The 16,760-nt window shown below is 30.8% G+C and carries 14 protein-coding genes and 1 rRNA gene; 13 read left to right on the top strand and 2 right to left on the bottom strand.

What is annotated here, in order from left to right:
• Positions 1 to 260 precede the first annotated feature (260 nt).
• From FOF46_RS08220 to FOF46_RS08185, 8 genes are all read left to right on the top strand, one after another.
• A complete protein-coding gene (locus FOF46_RS08220) occupies positions 261 to 800 on the top strand; it encodes an RNA polymerase sigma factor (protein ID WP_235011048.1) in 540 nt (179 codons plus the stop codon).
• Between the two features lie 4 nt (positions 801 to 804).
• Positions 805 to 1,347 (top strand): hypothetical protein, encoded by a 543-nt coding sequence (locus FOF46_RS08215; protein ID WP_143916125.1) that lies wholly within the window; start codon positions 805 to 807, stop codon positions 1,345 to 1,347.
• A gap of 31 nt (positions 1,348 to 1,378) precedes the next feature.
• On the top strand, positions 1,379 to 2,434 hold the full coding sequence (locus FOF46_RS08210) for a hypothetical protein (RefSeq protein WP_143916124.1): 1,056 nt from the start codon (positions 1,379 to 1,381) through the stop codon (positions 2,432 to 2,434).
• Positions 2,435 to 2,539: 105 nt separating this feature from the next.
• Positions 2,540 to 3,211 (top strand): hypothetical protein, encoded by a 672-nt coding sequence (locus FOF46_RS08205; RefSeq protein ID WP_143916123.1) that lies wholly within the window; start codon positions 2,540 to 2,542, stop codon positions 3,209 to 3,211.
• 314 nt (positions 3,212 to 3,525) lie between these two features.
• Positions 3,526 to 5,886 carry a TonB-dependent receptor gene (locus tag FOF46_RS08200; protein ID WP_143916171.1) on the top strand — a complete coding sequence of 787 codons (2,361 nt, stop codon included), beginning with the start codon at positions 3,526 to 3,528 and terminating at the stop codon, positions 5,884 to 5,886.
• 4 nt (positions 5,887 to 5,890) lie between these two features.
• The gene (locus FOF46_RS08195; protein ID WP_109439219.1) at positions 5,891 to 6,727 is read left to right on the top strand and encodes a DUF4249 family protein; all 837 of its coding nucleotides are present in this window, start codon (positions 5,891 to 5,893) and stop codon (positions 6,725 to 6,727) included.
• A 54-nt stretch (positions 6,728 to 6,781) separates the two neighbouring features.
• A complete protein-coding gene (gene murQ / locus FOF46_RS08190) occupies positions 6,782 to 7,594 on the top strand; it encodes an N-acetylmuramic acid 6-phosphate etherase (RefSeq protein ID WP_143916122.1) in 813 nt (270 codons plus the stop codon).
• Positions 7,584 to 7,820 (top strand): DUF6095 family protein, encoded by a 237-nt coding sequence (locus FOF46_RS08185; protein ID WP_143916121.1) that lies wholly within the window; start codon positions 7,584 to 7,586, stop codon positions 7,818 to 7,820. The genes murQ and FOF46_RS08185 overlap by 11 nt, the downstream gene beginning before the upstream one ends.
• A 13-nt stretch (positions 7,821 to 7,833) precedes the next feature.
• Here the strand turns inward: FOF46_RS08185 and FOF46_RS08180 are convergent, their stop codons facing one another.
• A complete protein-coding gene (locus FOF46_RS08180; protein ID WP_109439222.1) occupies positions 7,834 to 8,343 on the bottom strand; it encodes a DinB family protein in 510 nt (169 codons plus the stop codon).
• A gap of 295 nt (positions 8,344 to 8,638) precedes the next feature.
• Between FOF46_RS08180 and FOF46_RS08175 the strand changes: the two genes are divergently transcribed.
• The 5 genes from FOF46_RS08175 to FOF46_RS08155 all read left to right on the top strand — a co-directional run bounded on the left by FOF46_RS08175 (position 8,639) and on the right by FOF46_RS08155 (position 16,519).
• Positions 8,639 to 9,460 carry a hypothetical protein gene (locus FOF46_RS08175; RefSeq protein ID WP_109439223.1) on the top strand — a complete coding sequence of 274 codons (822 nt, stop codon included), beginning with the start codon at positions 8,639 to 8,641 and terminating at the stop codon, positions 9,458 to 9,460.
• Positions 9,461 to 9,625: 165 nt separating this feature from the next.
• Positions 9,626 to 10,837 (top strand): DNA polymerase Y family protein, encoded by a 1,212-nt coding sequence (locus FOF46_RS08170; protein ID WP_109439224.1) that lies wholly within the window; start codon positions 9,626 to 9,628, stop codon positions 10,835 to 10,837.
• Positions 10,838 to 10,888: 51 nt separating this feature from the next.
• Positions 10,889 to 13,849, top strand: coding sequence for a DNA polymerase III subunit alpha (locus FOF46_RS08165; RefSeq protein ID WP_143916120.1), 2,961 nt, complete (start codon positions 10,889 to 10,891; stop codon positions 13,847 to 13,849).
• Between the two features lie 197 nt (positions 13,850 to 14,046).
• Complete coding sequence (locus tag FOF46_RS08160; RefSeq protein WP_143916119.1) at positions 14,047 to 16,254, top strand: ATP-binding protein; 2,208 nt, start codon at positions 14,047 to 14,049, stop codon at positions 16,252 to 16,254.
• A gap of 58 nt (positions 16,255 to 16,312) precedes the next feature.
• Positions 16,313 to 16,519, top strand: coding sequence for a hypothetical protein (locus tag FOF46_RS08155; RefSeq protein WP_109439227.1), 207 nt, complete (start codon positions 16,313 to 16,315; stop codon positions 16,517 to 16,519).
• 150 nt (positions 16,520 to 16,669) lie between these two features.
• Here FOF46_RS08155 and rrf read toward each other — a convergent pair.
• A 5S ribosomal RNA gene (gene rrf, locus FOF46_RS08150) occupies positions 16,670 to 16,760 on the bottom strand; the annotation flags it as partial.

The following is a 16,760-nucleotide window of genomic DNA, read 5'->3' as shown; positions in this document are numbered from 1 at the left end:
TCTAATCTAATTAAGTCTCCCCTACCTTTCTTTGTATTGCAAAACTTGATTGTAAAAGGTATAATTGCACTAAAGATATAATAATCAACTATACTTTGTCTAGAGTTATTCTCATTAAAGACTTTTTCTATTATTCTATTTTTTTTATAAAAACACATTCTTTTTTCTATGAGATGCAACCCTTTGTTTTTTGGATTGTCAATAGTAATAACTAGAAAAGAAAAGTACTTTTAAAGAAAATTACAATCAAGTAAAACTAATTGGAAACCAATATCCTTTATACGCATAAAGATCTTGTTGAGCAAAGCAAGTCTGGTGATAGGAATTCGCAATACCAGTTATATGAGCTCTATATAGATGCCATGTACAATATTAGTATGCGAATGTTAGGTACAAAAGAAGATGCAGAAGACATTGTTCAGGAAAGTTTTATTGAAGCTTTTAAAAATCTAAAATCATTTAGATATGAAAGCACTTTTGGTTCCTGGTTAAAAAGAATAGTAATTAATAAAAGTATAAATCATTTAAAATTAAAAAAAATACAATTGACCCCACTTGATCAACATGAGTATCATATCAGTGAAGAAGCAAATGATCAAGTAGCAACAATTGATATTATAAAAATAAAAAAAGGTATTAAGGTACTCCCCGATGGATATCGACAAATCATTAACCTTTATCTACTCGAAGGATATGATCATATCGAGATTTCAGAAATATTAGGCATTGCCATTTCTACTTCCAAATCACAGTACCATAGAGCAAAGAAAAAACTTATTGAAATTGTAAACACTTTATAATACAATGGACGATTTTGAAAAATATATAAAAGAGAACAAACATCAATTTGACGAATACAAAGCTGATAGATCAAAGATGTGGTCTCATATCGAATCTGGGTTAGAAACTCCAAAAACAATTCCGTTATGGAGAAAATTTCCGTTACTAAAAATAGCAGCTAGTATCCTGATTCTTATTGGGGCCTTCTCTACAGTAAACTTCTTTATAACATCTGGGTTTAACGCAAATAACCAAAACAATATAGTACACCAAGAACTTAAAGACATTGATAACTATTACAAGGATTTAGTCTCATTTCAAGTTCAACTGGTAAAGAACAATCCCAAGCTACAACCAAAAGATAAGAAAGAGTTTCTGTCTTTTATGGATGAATTAGACGAGGAATATGAAACTTTAAAATTAGAAATGACAAAGAACCTGAATAATGAATACATTTTAGAGGCCATTGTCAACAATTATAAAAAAAGAATAGAATTGATCGAGAATTTATTGAAACAGATCAATGATTCTAAAAAATCAAATAATAATGATGGCTACATTTTATAAATATCTCCTGTTGATACTCATACTATTTTGTATGAAGAATGGCATACATGCACAAGAAAAAGTATCAAAAAAGATCGAAAAAACATATGCTTTGACCAATACTGGCGAATTACATTTGGAAAACAAATATGGTAATGTAATTATCAATGGTTGGGATAAAAAAACAATACAAGTAACCATTGACATACAAGTGGTTAAAAAGAAAAAAGAAGCTGCTGAAGAGCTACTGCAACGTATTAAACCTCAAATTAACACTACCGAGGATTTCATTAGCATCACTTCTATTATTGAAGAAAAAAATACCAGTATGATTTCTAAATTCTTTAATAAAGAACTTTTTAATAATGTAAATCCATTTGATTTCGACAAAGGAAATATCCAAATTGATTATACAATACACTTACCTTCTAATGCCGAAATTAATCTTATAAACAAATTTGGTGATATTATTATAAGCGAATGGGTCGGTAAACTAAAAGTAAATGCACAACATGGAGATATGTGGATAAATAAAGATCTTAATAATGCGAATATTGAAATGAAATTTGGAAAACTAAAAACAAAATCAATTACCTACGGAAACATACGTTTTAAAAATGGGGAGATTGATATAAAAGAATCCAAAGATCTTAAAATCACCAGTAGCGGAACAATTATAAAAATTGAACATGTAAAATCTCTCGAAATACACTCGAGTAAAGATCAGGTTGCTGTTAACAAAATAGGGAACCTTCAAGGTGAATTAATGTTTAGTAGTATGTACTTAAATGATGTGTACGAAAACATAAACCTTACTATGGAAGTTGCTGATTTTTGGATATCTAAAATCCAAAAATCTAACACTGCTGTAGTTATTAATCAAGAATCTTCAGAATTAAATATTAATATATCTGGTTTAGCTATTGATTTTAGTGCTTCTTTGGAGCAGGGATTATTAAGAATTCCTAAATCATTTACTAATATTACAACCGATATGATTGATAAAAGAAAGAGAATAAGAGATATTAGCGCAACATATGGTAATAGTAGTTCTCCAGGAAAATTTCATATAACAGGAAAAAAAGGAGTCATCGTTTTAACAGAATAATTAAAAGGTACTATCAAAAAAATACTAAATCAAAAAAAAAATCATTTCAGTGCAACCATTATAAAATTAAACTGTCAATGATAATAACATAACTAATCAAGTAGAATGAAACATTTAAGAATCATATTACTTTTTATGCTGGTTGGATATAATTTTAACAGCATTGCCCAAAAATCTAAAGATTATATTGAATTTAACGATCGAAAAAATATTGTACACGGTGTATATATAGGTATTAGTGCAGGGTATGGAGAAGTTGAAAACAGGGATACATATATTGCAGGACTCAAAATAGCTTATGTAGCCAATCGTAAATTTGAAATTGGATTTGTAACAAAAGGATTGTTCTCTAATCAAAACATATCGGGTGTTTTTTCCTCAAATAGTGCTGATCTGGGGGCAGTTTACTCAGGCGTTCATTTAGAACCTATTTTTTTCAGCAGAGCCAAAATCAACCTTTCTTTCCCTCTCTTAATAGGAGGCGGGGCTACTGGTTATGTTAATACTGATTGGGTCGACGATGAAGAAGCAGAACGTTATCAAGAAGATCAATGGGATGCCGTATTTGTTGTAGAACCTGGCGTAAGCATCCTATATAATATTTCTAGATATGTTCAATTAGAAACCGGAATAAAATACCGGTTTTCTAGTAAAGTAGAGTTATCTCCAGACACTATTACTCGTATCAATGGATTTTCTGCTAGTTTTGGTATAAAAGTTGGTGTGTTTAACTTAGGAAGAAACCGTTATAAAAAAAAGATCCCAAATGATAAATGAATCAAAAACAATTAATAGTCAAAATCTAAATACACTTTATGTCTTTACAAAAGACAATCAAGTATATCTCAAAAAAAACATTTCCTTTGAATCCTCGGAGAATTCAACGCCTAACGAAGAATGGTTTCCCATAAACTTTCAATGGAGTATTTAAATTAAAAAGGTTATTTTCGAGTGCAATAAAATAATATAACTCAAAATTAACTTTTGTGTAGTTGTAGAAGTCGTAACATCTTTTTTCTTTTACAGTTTACATATTAGATAATCATAACAAAAATACTTCTCTATTGAAAAAAATCATTTCTCCCAGCCTAATGCTGGTATTTCTATTTTTGTTAACCTACTCTTCTTTATTAGGTCAGGAAAAATTCACTCTAAGTGGTGTAATTTCAGAACGTTCAAGTAATGAGACATTAATTGGTGTCAATGTTATTTTCCCAGAAATGGGACAAGGTGTAGTAACTAATGAATACGGTTTTTATTCTATCACCTTAAAACAAGGCAAATATAAAGTTCAAATTAGCTATTTAGGATTTCAGGATATCATACAAGAAATTGATCTTAGTGAGGATAAAAAATTAAATTTTCAACTAACTGAAGCGTCAGAAGCTTTAGATGAAGTAATTATTACCGAGAACATAGAGAAATTAGATGTAAAAACCCCTCAAATGAGTGTCAACAGACTCTCTGCTGCAACCATAAAACAGATTCCTGTGGTTTTGGGAGAAGCTGATGTAATCAAATCTATTTTGCTTTTACCAGGTGTTACTAGTGGTGGCGAAGGAGCTTCGGGGTTTAATGTTCGTGGTGGAGCAGCTGATCAGAATCTTATTCTATTAGATGAAGCGATTATTTTTAATTCCTCTCACCTCTTTGGTTTCTTTTCTGTTTTTAATCCAGACGCTATAAAAGACATCAAACTCTATAAAGGCGGAATTCCTGCAAAATATGGAGGACGTATATCCTCTGTTCTCGATATTTATCAAAAAGAAGGAAATAGTAAAAAAATTAAAATAAATGGTGGCCTTGGCGCTGTATCCAGTAGATTACTGGCAGAGGGACCAATCAAAAAAGATAAAGGGGCATTTCTTATTGGAGGAAGAGGTTCTTATGCACATCTTTTCTTACCACTATTTGATAACGATAATACTGCATTTTTCTATGATTTAAACACAAAACTCAATTACAAAATCAATGAAAATAATAACATATATCTTTCTGGATATTTTGGTCGTGATGTATTTGGCATTAATGAGAGTTTTGAAAACATCTATGGTAATACAGTACTTAATTTAAGATGGAATCACCTATTTTCGGATAAATTATTTTCAAATCTTTCTTTAATATATTCTGATTATTTTTATGGTTTAGAACTCGATTTTGTAGGTTTTGAATGGGATTCGGGCATTAGGAATTTCAATTTAAAATATGATCTAAAACATTATCTAAGTGATAAATTTCAACTGAACTATGGGGTTAGCAATATATATTATAGATTTAATCCTGGAGAAATAAAACCTAATAGTGAAGACTCTGGAATCAAAAGAGAAAAACTCATCAATAAATATGCAAATGAATTTGGTGCCTATATAGATGCTGAGCATAAAATCTCTAATAATCTAATTCTTCGATACGGTCTTAGACTAAGTAACTTTGTTAGACTAGGGCAAAATGAAGTAAATGTATATCAAGATAACAATCCTCTCTTATTTAATCAAAATCTTCAAATTTATGAATCTGCCGAACCTATAGGAACAGAAAATCTTAGCAGAAATGATCAAATAGCAACATTTACTAATCTAGAACCTCGAGTTGCTCTGGCATATTCTTTTAATGATGACACTTCGATAAAAGCAAGTTATAATAGAATGGCTCAATATCTTCACTTGCTATCCAACACTAATTCCCCTACTCCACTAGATGTTTGGACCCCAAGTGGCAACTTTATAAAACCTCAATTACTTAATCAATATGCATTAGGGTATTTTAAAAATATTAACGACAATACTTATTCTATCGAAACAGAAATTTTCTATAAGGAAATTAAAAATCGAATCGATTATATTGATGGAGCAGAGCTAATTGCAAACAATGCTATAGAACAAGATATTCTAAATGGAGAAGCTCGTGCTTATGGTCTCGAATTTTTATTACGAAAAAATGAAGGAAAGTTTAAAGGTTGGTTGGCCTACACATTATCTAAATCAGAACAACGAACTCCTGGAAGAACACCTCAAGAACCAGGCATTAATAATGGAGAATGGTATAATACTCCATATGATAAAACTCATGACATATCCTTTAACGGAAGTTATGAGTTAAATGAAAAATGGAAATTTGGAGCAAATTTTTTGTTCCAAACTGGGCAGCCTACTAACTATCCAACAGGGCAGTTCGAGTTTCAAGGATTGGTAGTTCCTGTATTTGATGCACCCAGAAATAGTGAACGTTTACCTTCGTATCATAGAATTGATATCTCTGCTACCTTAACTCCAAGAAAAAACAATAATAGAAAATGGAAAGGAGAATGGGTCTTTAGCGTCTATAATATATATAATCGCAGAAATGCTGCTTCTATTAACTTTAGTCGAAATCAAGATACTTTTGCCAATGAAGCTATTAGAACTTCAATTTTTGGGATTATACCAGCTATAACCTACAATTTTAAATTTTAGAGAAATGAGGAAAGTAATATATATAGCATTTGGGATTCTATTTTTTATGAGTTGTGAAGATGTCGTTGATATTGATGTCCCCGAAGGTGAGCCAAAACTGGTCATTGACGCTTCATTAGAATTTGTTACACAAACAGATGGTTCTTTACGACTCGAAAATGAAGAAATAAAACTAACAATGTCTGCGCCTTTCTTTGATGAAAATACTCCTACTGTTAGTGATGCTACAATTTATATTACTAACCTCACATTTGATTTTATATACAATTTTGACGAACTATCTTTTGAACCTGGTACATACATACCTTCTAACGGAAGTTTTTTATGGGATTTTGAATCAGATTACGAACTTACTGTAATTCATGATAATGAGACCTATAAAGCTACTACAAAAATTATCCCATCCGTACCTATTGACAATATTGCACAAGGAGATGGAACATTGTTTGAAGGTAATGAAATCGAAATAGAAGTTAGTTTTACCGATGACGGAAATCGCAATGATTTCTATCTTTTTGATTTTGATTTTAATCTATTTCTACCCAGTGAAGATCGCTTTTATCAGGGAAAACCCTTTAAATTCTCATACTTCTATGAAAACCCAGAAGAAGTTGAAGGTAGAGAAGTTACTATAAAAATTCTTGGTATTGATCAAAGATATTTTAATTATTCTAGTATTCTTATCGAACAAAGTGAACAAGATGGTGGTAATCCTTTCCAAGCTCCACCTGCAATATTAAGAGGAAATATTATCAATACTACAAATTCTGATAATTATCCATTGGGATATTTTAACCTTTCAGAGACTTATAGTTTTCCTTTTACAATTCAGAAAAAATAGTATTTCTACTCAATAATATGACTTATTGCGCTCTTTAATCTGTATTTTTGATATATGCAATTTATTAAAACTACAGAACAAACCTCAAAACACAACCATTTAGAAAAAATGAGTGTTACTGAGTTATTGACAAATATTAACACTGAAGATAAAACGGTACCTGATGCTGTAGAAAAATCAATTCCGCAAATAGAAGCTTTAGTCAAAGAAATTGTACAAAAACTAAAAAATGGAGGTAGGCTTTTCTATACAGGAGCAGGAACAAGTGGTCGATTAGGTATCGTAGACGCCAGCGAATGCCCTCCTACTTTTGGGGTTTCACATGATCTTGTGATTGGTTTAATTGCAGGAGGTGACACTGCCATTCGAAAAGCTGTAGAATTTGCAGAAGATAGTCCTACTCAAGGGTGGAAAGACTTAACAGAATATAATGTTTCAGAAAAAGATGTAGTGATTGGTATTGCAGCTTCAGGAACAACTCCTTATGTAGTAAAAGCATTACAACATTGTAACGAAAATAATATTACTACGGGTTGTATTACTTGTAATGAAGGAAGCCCTTTGGCCACAACTGCACAATTTCCTGTTGTGGTTACCGTGGGGGCCGAATTTGTGACGGGAAGCTCTCGCATGAAAGCAGGAACAGCTCAAAAACTAGTCCTAAATATGATTTCCACTGCTACAATGATTCAATTAGGAAGAGTAAAGGGCAACAAAATGGTGGATATGCAGCTTAGCAATAATAAATTAGTAGATCGAGGAACACGTATGATTATGGAAGAATTATCTATTGATCGAGAGCAAGCATCAAGGTTACTAGAACAATATGGAAGTGTACGAAACGCAATAGATAATTATGAAGCCTAAAAGAACAAATAAAGAATTATTAGGCAAAGGAGTTCAACGTATGACTATAGCTTTGATTTTTATGTTTATTAGTCCGGTTGTTATTCATTCTGCATTCAAAAATCAAGAACATCCTTTATACATACCTATATTAGTATTAGGATTAATTAGTGCTGGATTTGCCATATTTATGGCATTCAAAGGCCTAAAAACTATAATGGAATCGATTTTTGGGAAGAAGAAATAAAAGCTTCTTTTATTTAAATACCTTCTCTTTTATTGACTGGGGATGTAGGATTATAACCAAATCCATTAATTTTGATTTCTACCTTTAAATGATCAAGAATATATCCTATAATAGCATAATGGTGCGTCGCATGACTATTTGCATGTGATAAGATACTTTCTAAAGTATAATTAACGGTTACTTTTCCTTGTCCCATATTATCTGTGACATTTATTAAATAATCAGTATTCACATCTACATAAGATAACAATGTTTCCTGAAGTTGATATATATAGTTTATTGCAGATTTCTTATCTGTAGATAAAGTCTCATCCCTCTTACGAGCAGTTAGATCAATATTATTAGAATCTAATCCGCTAATGATACAGTCAAAAAAATCAAGTGTGTGTCGTATATGAGAACCTATACTAGAGTAGTATGGCCCCACTGAAGTGTTTTTGTAAGTATTAGAATCAATTGCGTCTAATAGTGCAATAGCATTATTGAGATTATGATTTATTGAAGATATAATTAATTGTTTCATGGGCTGTTTAGACGTAATATACATAATTAGCTTACAAAATAAATATTTTTAAGTTATAAATCTATTTTTCAAATATTATAATAAAATATAAAACAAATATCAACGTTTTAGGATCATAAAGTCCACATAATAATTATCTTACCTTCTCACAAGCAGTAGGATATTTATCACTAAAACTAAGGTTTACCCGTAAAAATTAAGATAAAATACGCTTTTTATCGATTAATGGCCTTTTTATTGGATTTTACAAATAAAATATTGTATTATTGCTTTGTGATTTAAAAGCCCCCGAAGAATGAAAAGAATTGCACTTATCTTATTATTGCTATGTTTTATTCCTAAAACTAATGCCCAAAACGTATACGACGATGCCTTAACTGCTGCAAGTTATGCGTATTCTCATAGTAAGAAAGCACATGGTGCTAATAATGTTTTTCACACCCAAGAATATGCAGATAAAGCTATAGAAGCTTTTCAAAAAGTAGAAAATTTAGCTGACCAATGTAACTGTAAAAAAGCAACTGAAACAGCTTACCAAGCTAGAGTTGATATGGAAAGTTCATTAGAACAAGACACATATGAGCGTAGTAGATTTTTTGCAAAAAGAGCTAAAGAGCTAGGTTCTAAAATTTTAGAACAACTAACATTTTGTCAAGCAAGTGTAGGTAGCTATTCTGATGTAGAAGAAACCGCATCTATTGAAGAAGAAAATGAATTAGCAGAAGCAACACAAGAAGTATCTGATAAGCAAAAGGAATTAGAAGCCAAGCGTCGTCAATTAGAAATCGAACAACAACAATTAGAGCAACAAATAGCTGAACAAAGTAGAAAGAAGGCTGAATTTGAAGCTAAGCGTGCAGCAGAACTGAAAGAACAATCTCTAATTAAATCAAAAGCTGAACAAGCACTACACAAATTAGAAAGCGCTTTACAAGAATTGAGTGTTGTTTTAAATGAAGAATCTAAATTTGAATCACAAGCTGATTATGTAAGAAGTGAAAATGATTTAAAGAATGAATCTCTTCATGACACAAAGAATTTCTATGTAAACAGAGCAAAAGAACTTACTAAAACTGCTATGCAGCAATTTGCTAGCTATAATATGGCAGAAAACTAATAACCGCTTAATTTTATTTTGTAGCCCCAAAATAGAATTTTTTCAAACGACACCTTTTATAGGTGTCGTTTTTTTATACGCTATATTGTGAATAAAATTAATAACTAAGTTATAAAGCAATAGGAATAATTCCATATATTTGGAATTATTCCATAAAACTTAGTATTGAGAACTATATTACATCTTGACCTGGATACATTTTATGTATCTGTAGAACGCATCATCAATAGCACATTAAAAAACAAGCCTCTGCTTGTTGGTGGTATTAGTGATCGTGGTGTTGTAGCGGCATGTAGCTATGAAACAAGAGCCTATGGCATACATTCTGGTATGCCTATGAAAATAGCAAAAGAACTTTGTCCAGAAGCTGTAGTAATCAAAGGAAATGCAGGAACCTACAGCAAATATTCGGATCTGGTAACAGAAATCATTAAAGAAAAAGTACCTGTTTTTGAAAAATCGAGTATTGATGAATTCTACGCAGATCTTTCTGGTATGGATAAATTTTTTGGATCCTACAAATATGCTTCAGAGCTACGCCAAAAAGTAATCACAGAAACCGGTCTTCCTATATCTTTTGGTCTTTCTGGTAATAAAGTAGTTTCTAAAGTAGCAACTAATGAAGCTAAACCTAATAACCAATTAAAAATAGATTTTGGTACAGAAAAGCCATTTTTAGCTCCTCTATCAATTAAAAAAATACCCATGGTAGGTGATAAAACCTATTATACACTTCGAAATTTAGGTGTTCGTTATATTAAAACTATCCAGGACATGCCTGCAGATATCATGAAAGGAGTACTGGGAGTAAATGGCTTAACAATATGGAAAAGAGCTAATGGAATAGATAACACACCTGTTATTTCATTTTCTGAACGTAAATCAATCTCTACAGAAAGAACATTTGATAAAGACACTATAGATATTTATAAGCTTAGAAATATTCTCATTGCAATGACAGAAAATCTTTCTTATCAATTGCGAAGAGGGAATAAGTTAACTGCTTGCATTGCCGTAAAAATCAGATATTCTGATTTCAACACATACTCTAAACAAATAAAAATACCATATACAAGTGGAGATCATATTCTTATTCCCAAAATTCTCGAGGTATTCGAAAAATTATATCAGAAAAGATTATTAGTACGGTTAATAGGTATACGGTTTAGTCATTTGGTAAGTGGAAATTATCAGATCAACTTATTTGAAGATGATGAGAAACAACTTAACCTGTATCAGGCATTAGACAATATTAGAGTTCGATATGGAGATCGAAGTGTGATTAGAGCTGCAGCCATAGGATCATCTACAATTGGCAGAATGCAAAACCCTTTTAATGGTCAGCCACCAATAGTATTAGCACACAGAAAACAATAAATATTCAAAATATAAACAACAAATAAAATATAACGTACAGTTTGATACTAAATGTACCTTAATTGCCACTCATACTACAGTTTACGCTTTGGAACTTTTTCTGAGACAGACCTCTTAACATTAGCTGAAGAAAACAATATAAAATGTTTGGCCTTAACTGATATTAATAATACTTCAGCCTGTCTTAATTTTATAAGAAAAGCAAAAGAGTATAAAATCAAACCCATTATAGGAGTAGATTTTAGAAACAACCACCAGCCTTTATACATAGGTCTCGCCAAAAACAATGAAGGATATAAAGAACTAAATGATTTCTTATCATATCATTCTCATGAAAAAATCAATTTCCCAGAAACAGCTCCGGTGTTTAAACAAGCATATATCATATACCCTATCCAAAAAGTAATATCATTAAATAAAACTGAGTTTTTAACTAACGAATTTATCGGTGTATCTATAACAGAAATCTCAAAACTCCGCCTTTCCAGATTAAAAAGTTTAGAACATAAATTAGTAATATTACAACCTGTTACTTTTAGAAATAAAAAAGATTTTAATGCTCATCGCCTGTTAAGAGCTATCGATAACAATATTTTATTAAGTCGACTACCTGAAACTCAACAAGCTTGTTTTTCAGAAAAAATGATTCCCTATCATGAAATAGAAGAAAAATTCTCAGAATTTGACTTCATTATTAAAAATACCATTGCAATCCAGAAAAATTGTACTATTGATTTTGATTTTTCTAAAAACAAACCTTCTCTTAACCAAAAAACATATACTGGTACTATTGAGGAAGATAATACTCTATTAAGAGAACTTTGTCAAAAAGAGTTATTGTATCGATATCCAAATCCAAAACAAGAAGTATTGGATCGATTAGAAAAAGAATTGTCGCTAATAACAAAAATGCAGTTTGTCTCCTATTTTTTAATCAACTGGAGAATTATTTCTTATGCACAAAGTAAAGGCTATTATTATGTGGGTAGAGGTAGTGGTGCAAATAGCATTGTTGCATACTTACTTCGCATCACAGATGTAGATCCTATAGAATTAGATTTATATTTTGAACGTTTTATAAATACTCATCGTACAAGTCCTCCAGATTTTGATATTGATTTTTCTTGGAAAGATCGACAAGATATTACACGATTCATCTTTGAAGAATTTGATCATGTAGCATTATTAGGAACATACATCACATTTCATTATAAAGGTGCAGTAAGAGAACTCGGAAAAGTATTTGGCCTTCCGAAATTTGAAATCGACAAATTAAGTGAAGGTGATTATGACTACAACACTCTTGATCATATTCATAAATTAGTTATTATTTATAGTAATCTTGTCCAGGGGATTCCTAATTACCTCAGTATTCATGCCAGTGGGATATTAATTAGTGAACATCCTTTACATTTCTATTCTGCTACGGATTTACCCCCAAAAGGATTTCCAACAGTACATTATGATATGATCATAGCAGAAGACTTAGGCCTATATAAATTTGATATACTGGGCCAACGCGGATTAGCAAAAATTAAAGACGCTATAAAAATCATTAAATACAATCAACCAGAAGTAGCCGATTTTGATATTCATGATATCTCAAGATTTAAAAAAGACCCTAAAATTAATACCTTAATAAAAGAAGCTAAGTGCTTAGCATGTTTTTATGTTGAATCTCCTGCAATGAGAATGTTATTGAGTAAATTAAAAACAGATAACTATTTAGGCTTAGTAGCCGCAAGCTCTATTATACGACCAGGTGTAGCCAAAAGTGGTATGATGCGAGAATATATTTTACGCGAACATGATATAGAAAGAAGAAAAAAATCTCATCCGATTATGCTTGACTTAATGAATGAAACTTATGGAATTATGGTATACCAAGAAGATGTAATTAAAGTAGCACATTTTTTTGCAAAGCTAACATTGGATGAGGCTGATGTATTACGACGAGGTATGAGTGGTAAATTTAGATCCCGAAAAGAGTTCAAAGACGTAAAAGAAAAATTTATAAACAATTGTAAAAATGAAGGATATAAAGAGTCTCTAATTCATGAGATCTGGAATCAAGTAGCTAGCTTTGCCGGATATGCATTTCCCAAAGGCCATTCTGCATCATATGCAGTAGAAAGCTATCAAAGTTTATTTTTAAAAGCATATTTTCCATTAGAATACTTAGTCGCTACACTCAATAACGGAGGAGGCTTTTATCGTCCTGAAATATACCTTCATGAAGCAGAGATGTTAGGAGCCACGATACAAACTCCATGCATTAACACCAGTAATCATGAACATACCATTATAGATAAAAATATATTCTTAGGGCTAATGATTCTAAGAAACCTAGATCTCAAAACTACTCAAACAATTCTAACAGATCGAAATCAAAATGGCCCCTACACCTCTTTGGATAATTTTATTGACAGAGTACAAATAAGCATAGAACAGATAAGCATTCTTATCAAGATTGAAGCTTTCAGATTCACCGAAAAGAATAAACATGAATTATTATGGGAAGCTCACTTTAAAATCAATGGTGCACCTACTCAACAACACAATCAACCCCTCCTATTTAAAGAGAAACGTACAGAGTACAAACTTCCAGAATTAAAAACTTCAGAACTAGAAACCGCATTCGAACAAATTGAATCTTTTGGATTTCCTCTTTCTGGATATTACAAAATATTAGCTTCTCCTCCAAAAAACAAAAATAGTGCTAATCAACTTTATAAATACACTAATAAATTCATAGATATTTATGGATACTTAATTGCCATGAAAAATACTAAGACCCATTCAGGAAAGCGCATGGCTTTTGGAACATTTTTAGACCAATTCGGAAACATTTTTGATACTGTAATATTTCCAAAAACACAAGAAAGATATAAATTAAAAGGAAGAGGTATTTATCGTATATACGGTAAAGTAGTTGAAGAATTTAATTTTTTAAGTATCGAGGTTATAAAAATTATAAAACAAGATTACATCCCTGACCCCAGATATGTATAAATACATACAATCAACATATAGTTTATTATTACTTTCTAAAATCCAAAGCTATAATAATTCATTTCTAAAAAAGTAGTATTATTCCTTCTATTTAAATTTTATTTTATCTAAAAATGCGTTTTTACCGTATTTATTTTACGTATTATCTGTTTATTTGTGTTTTTTTCATATATTTGAGCACCCCAAAACTGAATTGAATGATAAGAATTAAAAAATATCATATAGTTACTATATGCTTTTATTTATTTTATTCAATTACATATGCTCAACATGAATATGAAGAAATGTCGTTTTCTGAATTAGAAAGCATTATTATTCATACTGAAAACCATTTTAATTCATTAGGAAGAGCCAGTCGTATCATGACTATTGAAACGGTAATTGATGTCTCAGAAAAATTTAATCCCAAACAAAAATATTATCTAAAAGCGCATTCATATAATGCTCTAGGGAAAGTTTACTACACCAATAAAGATTACGAAGAAGCAATCAAAAATTATAAAATTGCTGAATTATTTATAAAAGAACTCGATGGATATCCAGAATTGTCCATAGATATAAATAATAATATTGCTTTAGTGTATATAAACGGATTTAATAAGCCAAAAAAAGCGCTTAGAAGAATAAAGCATATTTATGAGAATTCTAATGATTTAAATGAAAAATCTCAGCATGTTTTAGCACTAAACCTTGCCAATATTTACATAAGAACAAAAAACTACAAAAAAGCTTATGATCTGCTAGAAAAATGCAAAAAATATTTCATTAATAACCAGCAAGACATCTCAAAATTAGCTACTACATATGCTAGTTATGGAGAATACTACTATCGTTTTAGACAATATAGTAATGCTATAAAGTATTATGAACTAGCTGCTACTATAACCGAAAAAAATCAATTGTTCAGGCAGGCGATGACTATTTATAAAAAATATGAAGATTTATTGGTCAAAATTGGAAGAGAAGATAAAGCATATGCGATTCTAAAAAAATATACTAAGCATCATCAAACTGCTCTCGACATAGAAAAGCAAGAAGCTCATCAATATAAAAAACAGTTAACCGTAAGTGAAGAAAAAAACACTGTAGAAACTAAAAAAGCCAAACAATCTAAAACCATATCTATATTCACTGTCTCTCTGCTTCTATTATGCTTAATATTCTTTTGTTTCTTTATTTACAATCATAGAAAAATAAAAACTCTTGGGCAATCTCTTGCATTAAGGAATAAAGAACTTAAAATTTCAAAAGAAAAATCTGATCATCTGGCAGCTGTAAAAACAAAATTCATATCAACGGTTAGTCACGAGCTCAGAACTCCATTATATGGAGTAGTAGGTCTATCCTCGATTCTAATGGAACGAATAACAGACAAAGAAAATCATAAGTTTATAAAGCTCATGAAATTCTCAGCCGATCACCTGCTTAATCTCATTAATGACGTATTACAAGTTACCAAAATGGAATCTTATGAAATACATCTTGACAAATCTAGTTACGATCTTAAAAATCTTGCAGATGATATTAAAAATTCATTCGAATATCAAGCTGAAAAAAATGGCAATACTTTACATCTAAATCTTGATCCTGATATCCCTAATCAACTTATTGGAGATGCCGTAAGGTTATCTCAAATTTTCATCAATTTAATCAGTAATGCTAATAAGTTTACTAAAAACGGAAATATTTGGCTGAATTTTATAAACCCGGTCATTACCGATAACGAGGTTGAAATAACCTTTGAAATAAAGGACGATGGAAGAGGAATTCCCTTAGATAAACAAGAACTAATCTTTGATAAATTTTCTCAAGCCAATTCTAAAGATCACACTACTGGTACAGGTCTTGGGTTACATATAGTCAAAAATTTAGTTAATCTCCATGGAGGTGACATTAAAATTAACAGCTCTCCCGGAAAAGGATCTACATTTTACTTCACAATATCTTTTGAAATCGACAAAAAAAATGAAGCTATTAACAAAGAAAATAATACTAAAAATTGTATTTCCTTAAATACCAAAGATTATAATGTCTTAATAGTTGAGGACAATAAAATAAATCAAATAGTTACACAAAACATTCTTAAATCAAAGGAGTATCACTCTGAAATTGCTGATAATGGGCTCATAGCAATCGAAATGGTAAAGAAAAAAAGATATGATCTTATTTTAATGGATTTGAATATGCCAAAAATGGGCGGAATGGAATCTACTAAAATAATTAGAGAATTTGATCCACACATACCTATTATTGCATTGACCGCTTCAGATACTCAAGATACGATAAAAGCAATACTTCATCCAGATTCTGGTTTTAGTGATTTTATGAGAAAGCCATATAAGAACGAAGAATTCTTTAAGAAAATTGAACTAAACCTTAATACCTCTATTTCAAAAGCATCCTAAACAAGAATACTTTCAAGTTTTTAAGTATATTAGTAGTAATCTTAAAACTCAAATAATTATGTATTCAAAAATTTTAACCGTAAAAGGAGTTCAACAACTTACCAAAAAAGAACAATCTAACATTATTGGTTCTCGTTCTAGCCAATGTAACTCTAATGGAAGTGGGTCTACTGGAGAAAGTTGTACTAATGCATCACAATGCACACCATTACTACCTGGATTTCCTGTTTTTTGTTTTAGAGGATGTTGCCTTAGTGCTTATTAAATTGTAATATTCGATTGAATTTGTAGAAGTGAGATGAAATCTCCTCCTTTATAGAATTTTACATTAATTCTATTCTCTTCACATATTTTATTATTATTACATTTGGGTATAAAAAAAAACCCTTCAATATTGATATTGAAGGGTTTTCAAGGAAGGCGGCGACCTACTCTCCCACGATTGTAGTACCATTGGCGCTAATGGGCTTAACTTCTCTGTTCGGAATGGTAAGAGGTGAGCCCCA

Source organism: Aquimarina algiphila (assembly GCF_007489275.1).
Lineage (GTDB): Bacteria > Bacteroidota > Bacteroidia > Flavobacteriales > Flavobacteriaceae > Aquimarina > Aquimarina algiphila.
This window is presented reverse-complemented; position numbering and strand designations above follow the sequence as displayed.

What these genes read in the sequence shown, in the direction of transcription:
- FOF46_RS08215 (WP_143916125.1), top strand. Translation starts at nt 805, where the DNA reads ATGGACGATTTTGAAAAATATATAAAAGAGAACAAACATCAATTTGAC.
- FOF46_RS08210 (WP_143916124.1), top strand. Translation starts at nt 1,379, where the DNA reads ATGAAGAATGGCATACATGCACAAGAAAAAGTATCAAAAAAGATCGAA.
- FOF46_RS08205 (WP_143916123.1), top strand. Translation starts at nt 2,540, where the DNA reads ATGAAACATTTAAGAATCATATTACTTTTTATGCTGGTTGGATATAAT.
- FOF46_RS08200 (WP_143916171.1), top strand. Translation starts at nt 3,526, where the DNA reads ATGCTGGTATTTCTATTTTTGTTAACCTACTCTTCTTTATTAGGTCAG.
- FOF46_RS08195 (WP_109439219.1), top strand. Translation starts at nt 5,891, where the DNA reads ATGAGGAAAGTAATATATATAGCATTTGGGATTCTATTTTTTATGAGT.
- murQ (WP_143916122.1), top strand. Translation starts at nt 6,782, where the DNA reads ATGCAATTTATTAAAACTACAGAACAAACCTCAAAACACAACCATTTA.
- FOF46_RS08185 (WP_143916121.1), top strand. Translation starts at nt 7,584, where the DNA reads ATGAAGCCTAAAAGAACAAATAAAGAATTATTAGGCAAAGGAGTTCAA.
- FOF46_RS08180 (WP_109439222.1), bottom strand. Translation starts at nt 8,343, where the DNA reads ATGAAACAATTAATTATATCTTCAATAAATCATAATCTCAATAATGCT.
- FOF46_RS08175 (WP_109439223.1), top strand. Translation starts at nt 8,639, where the DNA reads ATGAAAAGAATTGCACTTATCTTATTATTGCTATGTTTTATTCCTAAA.
- FOF46_RS08165 (WP_143916120.1), top strand. Translation starts at nt 10,889, where the DNA reads ATGTACCTTAATTGCCACTCATACTACAGTTTACGCTTTGGAACTTTT.
- FOF46_RS08160 (WP_143916119.1), top strand. Translation starts at nt 14,047, where the DNA reads ATGATAAGAATTAAAAAATATCATATAGTTACTATATGCTTTTATTTA.
- FOF46_RS08155 (WP_109439227.1), top strand. Translation starts at nt 16,313, where the DNA reads ATGTATTCAAAAATTTTAACCGTAAAAGGAGTTCAACAACTTACCAAA.